The following is a 5,532-nucleotide window of genomic DNA, read 5'->3' as shown; positions in this document are numbered from 1 at the left end:
CCCACGCTCAGATGCGAAGAGCCGGATAACCTGGGTATTCGCAAGGCTGGTCCAGGAACCATCTACATGAAAACACTTCCCGCACCTCGCTCCGATTGATGACAGTATGACCCCTTCTCGTTGGACATATTCGGCCGTGTCCAAATATCCATTCAGTCCTGCGGCGCCGTAAGCGGGGACTGTGCCCTCTTCGGAGAAGTGCTTTCCGGATAGTCCAAGTCTGCCGCCACTATGAATCTGGGCGATTTCCGATAGTGCGACCCGCCTCATGTAAGCATCTCTCTGAGCTCTGCCAGCCCATGCTGGAACTCGCCCTCGAGCGCTTCGAGCTCGGCGATGATCTCCAATGGGTTGCGAGTCTCGACCTCGTCTAAGATGATCTCTTTGTAGCGGTTAATCGACAGTTCGTACTGCTGTGCCACGATGTCGGCCTTGGGCACCAGGAAAGACTGCTCGGTGCGTGCGCGAGTCTTCTCGGCGGCGCGGTTCTTCCAGCGAGAGAGCACATCCGGCAGGTCATTGGCATCGACGGGGTTGCGCTTGTCGTCGAGGGAGAAACCGTCCGCGCGGACGTCGTAAAACCACACGTCGTCGGTGCCACCAGAGTCGGTCTTGGTGAAGAACAGGATGGCCGTCGATACGCCCGCGTACGGCTTGAACACGCCCGACGGGAGTTTGACCACGGCGTCGAGTTTTTGCTCCTCGACCAGGCGCTTGCGCAATGCCTTGTGGGCAGTGGTCGAGCCGAACAGGACGCCGTCGGGCACGATCACCGCCGCGCGCCCACCCGGCTTGAGTAGGCGCAGGAACAGAGCGAGAAAGAGCAACTCGGTCTTCTTGGTCTTGACGTCCTTGAGTAGCGCCTTGGACGTGGATTCGTAGTCCAGGCTTCCTGCGAACGGCGGGTTTGCGAGGATCAGTGTGTAGCGCCCCTCGGTGTCTGCCGCCACCTCGGAGAGCGAATCTCGGTAGCGGATGTCCGGCGACTCGACGCCGTGCATGAGCATGTTCATGCTGCCGATGCGCAGCATGGTGGAGTCGAAGTCGTACCCGTGGAACATCGAGGCCCCGAAGTGCTTCCGCTGAACCTCGTTGGTGAGGATGCTCGGGTGGTGCTCACGCAGGTGCTCGGCCGCGGACACGAGGAAGCCGGCAGTGCCGCAGGCGGGATCGCAGATCTCATCAGACGGCTTGGGGTCCGTCATGGCGACCATCAGCTGGATGATGTGCCGCGGCGTGCGGAACTGGCCGTTCTGTCCCGCAGAGGCGAGCTTGCCGAGCATGTACTCGTAGAGGTCGCCGTTGGTGTCGCGGTCGTGCATCGGCACGTCGTCGAGCATGTCGACGACCTTGCTCAGCAGCGCCGGGGTTGGCACGGTGAAGCGGGCATCCTTCATGTGATCGGCGTAAGTGGAACCCTCGCCGCCGAGCTGCCTCAGGAACGGGAACACTTCGTCGTCGACAATCCGGAACATCACTCCCGGCTCCGCGTTCTTGAAGCGAGACCACCGGAGCTGGTCCTGGCCCGGCTTGAACGTCGGGTCGACGAGCGGCTCGCCCAGTCGCCTGGCCTTGTTCTCCTGCAGCGTCTGCAGGTCGTCGAGACGGCGGATGAAGAGCAGGAATGTGATCTGCTCGATCACCTCGAGCGGGTTGCTGATGCCGCCCGACCAGAAGGCGTTCCAGACGCCGTCGATCTTGCTCTTGAGTTCACCGGTGATCATGTGGCCATCGTATCCAGCACGTGCGACTTTTCCTGGGAACACCCGGGGCGGTGGGGAAGGGGTGGAGCCTCCGAACTAAAGTATGATTATGCGCTTATTTGCCCTCGTGGCTTCAACTGCTTTCTTGCTAACTGCATGTGGAGAATCTGCGGACGATCCCGGGGGAAGTGCGGACCGCGGGGCTGCGGCACCTGATTCGCCAGCGGCAGTCGAGCTAGTAGCCACGGGGTTCGGCCAGCAGGACGGCTATGTCCGGGGAATCGCTGTGGTCACCAGTGAAGATGAGAACGCGGTAGGCGAGTTCGTCACTGTCAGTATGAATTTCCTCGACTCGTACGGCGGAATCCTAGGTACAAGCGACCAGGTCGAGTCGATGGCCTGGGCCGGACAGGAGCTCGTACTTCCGGTGTGGTTCGATCTCAGCTCGACGCCAGGCGCCGAGGTAGCCGAAGTCGATGCGTCGGTGTCGATTAGCGACCACGGGATGGCCCACCAAGAGGTCGATCCGATTGAGCCGGTGGCTTCGCGAGAAATCAGGGCCGATCAGTACGGCGGCACTACTGCAGTATTCGAGTTGACGAATCCCTCGGGCGCAGACATGAATAACCGGAGCGTGTCAAATCAATTGAGACGTGCAGTGGTCGGTTGAGCCTGGCTAGTTTCGGCTGATCGGGCTGCGGGGTCGTTGATGGTCACTTTCTCTGGTAGCCGGGGTGGGCGCGGGCGCCGGGTGAACCGTTCAGGGTGCTTGGCGTAGGCAGCGTCGAGCACGAGCTGCCGCTTGTCGCGGATGTGATCGGCGGTGCCGTCGTGGACGCTGGCCGGGGTGTGCAGTCCGATCCCGCTGTGCCGGTGTTCGTGGTTGTACCAGTGGGTGAACCGGTTCATCCAGGCACGGGCGTGGCCGATGCTGGCGAACCGCTCCGGGTAGTCCGGTGTGTACTTCATGGTCTTGAACTGAGACTCGCTGTAGGGGTTATCGTTGCTGGTGCGCGGCCGATTGTGCGACCGGATGACATCCAGGTCGACCAGCAGCGAGGCCAATGGCTTCGAGGTCATCGCCGCGCCCCCGTCGGCGTGGAGATACCCCGGTGCCCGCCCTTGCTCAGCGATGGCGTCAGCGACCAGGTCAGCCGCCAGTTCGCCGTCCTCGACGGTCTCGATCCGCCACCCGACGACGTAGCGGGAGAAGATGTCGATGACGACATAGGCGTGGTACCAGACGCCCTTGGCCGGACCCCGCATTTTCGTAATATCCCAGGACCAGACGTCATTTGCCGCGGTCGCCACCAGCTCGGGAATCTTGCGCGGCGGATGGGTAGCCTGCCTGCGGCGTTCGCCGTTCATCGCCTGGGCGGCCAAGATGCGGTGCATTGTGCGCTGCGAGCAGTGATACCGGCCCGCGTCGAGCTCTCGGGCCCACACCTGGGCCACCGACAGATCGGCGTAAGCGTCGCTGGTGAGCACGCCCAGCACCGCGGCGCGGTCCGGGTCGCTGAGCTCGGCAGGATGTCGGGCTTTGGGGTGCGGGCCGTAGGCGCGCGGCTTCGGATTCGCCTGGCGGTGGTGCGTTGCCCGCGACCGGCCAACCAGCGCACATGCGCGCACCACACCCAGCAGCGCGGTCAGCAGCTGCGCGGTCTCGGCCTGCCAGGTGCGCCAGGCCGCCCGGCTCACCGCGTGTTCTTTTTCGAGAGCGCCTCCAAGAACGCGACACCTTTTCCCATGACCTCCAAAGCGGCGTCACGATCAGCGATGACCTCGTCCTTTCGGGCCGCGTCCGTCTCGAGCTTGCCGATCTGCTTTTCCAGTTCGGCGATGCGCGCCTGTTCCGGCGACAGGCCCTCCCGAGGCTTCTTCTTGGACACCCTGCCCAGTGTTCCGGCTTCGATCTGGGCCCGCCACTGTTTGACGCTGGAATCGTAGAGTCCCTCACGCCGCAGCACCCGGCCTTTCTCACCGGCCGGGGCCTGGTCGTACTCGGCGACGATCCGCCGCTTGTACTCGGCGGTGAACGTCCGCCGCGCCGGCCGCCCGGCCCGCGGGGATTCCACCGTCTCCTGTGCCGGCACCGGCGTCGGCTGCAAGGCCTCCACGGCCGCAGCAGTGGTAGCAGTGATCGTCATGCTGGGTTCTCCTTCAGTCGCGCCCCAGCCTCTCATCCAGCCAGTCCGGGTGTCTCACCTCAGTCTGGCGGATAGGGAACGCGCGGGTCGGAATCGTGTGCTACGACGAGGACGAGAGGATTATCGGCGGAACCAGTGACTACCCGAGTTTGATCGCTGCAGGTCAGACGGTTCTCGTCGAGGCGGACGTCACAGTCTCCGGTGAGCCTGCGTGGTGCCAGGCGTACCCTAGCTACGAGTCCTGATCCTGCCCACGCAATCTGCCGAGCGGGTCTCGGTCAGCGCCCGTAAGCCGGTGGGGGCGAGTTGACGTTTAAGGGGCAGATCTAGCGTGGTGAACAGTGCGGCCCGCGCGCCCACTCACTGAGTTCTACTCCGACTGGTTGTTGAGTCTTGCCCAGTCTGCATGATCGACCGGCGACGGACGAGCTCGGCGATCCCGCGTATCAGGGCGGCCGTCGGTGATCGGTACCGTCTTCGCGACGAGCGGCTCCACCAAGAGTGTCAGTCTGTTGATGGGGTCGTCGCCGTCGAAGAGGTGGCTCAGGTAGCACCACCACTCAGCCGGGCCTCTCGGCCCACCTGCATGAGTAGCCTGTGACGCGTGGCGCACACGAGCATCGAGATCCCGGACCTCACCGGCCAGACCTGGCTCATCACGGGGGCGACCAGCGGCGTCGGCCTGGAGACCGCCCGCTCCGCCTCGGACCGCGGCGCCCGGGTCGTCCTGGCGGTGCGGGACACCAGGCGTGGACGCGAGGTCGCGGACTCTCTCCCGGGCCCGTCGCGGGTCGTCGAGCTGGACCTGGCCTCGCTCGAGAGCGTGCGACGCGCTGCCGACGAGCTGCGCGGCGGGGAGCCCGAGCCGATCGACGTGCTGGTCAACAATGCCGGCGCCATCACGCCGCGACGCCGCGAGACCGCCGACGGATTCGAGATGCTGTTGGGCGTCAACGTTCTCGGCCCGTTCCTCTTCACGAACCTCGTCCTCCCGGGTGTGCGCCGCCGCGTGGTGATCGTCGGGTCCAACGCGCACAAGGCCGCGACCTTCGACCTCGACGACCCCCACTTCCGCCGCCGTCGGTGGACCCCCGCGGCGGCCTACGCCCAGTCCAAACTCGGCGACATGCTGTGGGGGCTCGCGCTGGACCAGCGGCTGCGGGACGGACGGGCCGAGGCCGCGGTGGCGGGGGTCGACGTTCAGCTCACGCACCCCGGGTGGGCGGCGACCGGGATCACCAACGCCAGCGGGAACGCCGTGGTCGACACGGTGATCACCCGCGTCTGCTCGGTGTTCGCCCAGCCTGCGACCCAGGCGGCGCTCACCACGATGTTCGCCGCCACCCGGCCGCTACCGCCGTGCAGCTACACCGGTCCGGACGGGCTGCGGAACCTCAGGGGTATGCCCACGCTCATCGGCCGGAGCGCCGAGGCCTCGGACCCCGAGATCGCCGAGCGGTTATGGCAGTTCGCGGAGGCCGAGACGGCGGGAGCCTGACCCGCGGACGCCTGACCTCCGGACACCTCGCCCTCCTCGGTCCTGGTACCGGCCCGGAGGTCAGGCACGCAGTCCTGGCACCGAGCCGGAATTCAGGCGCGGTGCGGCCCCGGCGCGGACCCTGATCCGGCGGACCGAGCGGCCGCGATGCCCGACGCCCACCCGGGGGCCAGGCCGTGGTCCG

The 5,532-nt window shown here is 65.5% G+C and carries 5 protein-coding genes; 2 read left to right on the top strand and 3 right to left on the bottom strand.

What is annotated here, in order from left to right:
- Positions 1 to 266: 266 nt before the first annotated feature.
- Positions 267 to 1,724, bottom strand: coding sequence for a class I SAM-dependent DNA methyltransferase (locus tag G6020_RS09365; protein ID WP_182610428.1), 1,458 nt, complete (start codon positions 1,722 to 1,724; stop codon positions 267 to 269).
- Between the two features lie 88 nt (positions 1,725 to 1,812).
- Here G6020_RS09365 and G6020_RS09360 point away from each other — a divergent pair, with 88 nt between their 5' ends.
- Complete coding sequence (locus G6020_RS09360) at positions 1,813 to 2,373, top strand: hypothetical protein (RefSeq protein ID WP_182610427.1); 561 nt, start codon at positions 1,813 to 1,815, stop codon at positions 2,371 to 2,373.
- On the opposite strand, the gene G6020_RS09355 is transcribed toward G6020_RS09360, so the two are convergent.
- Positions 2,346 to 3,401 carry an IS3 family transposase gene (locus G6020_RS09355; protein ID WP_082924038.1) on the bottom strand — a complete coding sequence of 352 codons (1,056 nt, stop codon included), beginning with the start codon at positions 3,399 to 3,401 and terminating at the stop codon, positions 2,346 to 2,348. The two genes, G6020_RS09360 and G6020_RS09355, sit on opposite strands and share 28 nt — an antisense overlap.
- Entirely contained in the window at positions 3,398 to 3,850 is a 453-nt protein-coding gene (locus G6020_RS09350) for a transposase (RefSeq protein ID WP_182610426.1), read from the bottom strand. The genes G6020_RS09355 and G6020_RS09350 overlap by 4 nt, the downstream gene beginning before the upstream one ends.
- Before the next feature lie 604 nt (positions 3,851 to 4,454).
- Here G6020_RS09350 and G6020_RS09345 point away from each other — a divergent pair.
- Positions 4,455 to 5,348 (top strand): SDR family NAD(P)-dependent oxidoreductase, encoded by an 894-nt coding sequence (locus G6020_RS09345; RefSeq protein ID WP_182610425.1) that lies wholly within the window; start codon positions 4,455 to 4,457, stop codon positions 5,346 to 5,348.
- Positions 5,349 to 5,532 lie beyond the last annotated feature (184 nt).

It is taken from the genome of Dietzia sp. B19 (assembly GCF_014145155.1).
Taxonomy (GTDB): Bacteria; Actinomycetota; Actinomycetes; order Mycobacteriales; family Mycobacteriaceae; genus Dietzia; species Dietzia natronolimnaea.
Note: the sequence above shows the minus strand (reverse complement) of the source record. Positions and strands in the feature narration are given on the sequence as shown.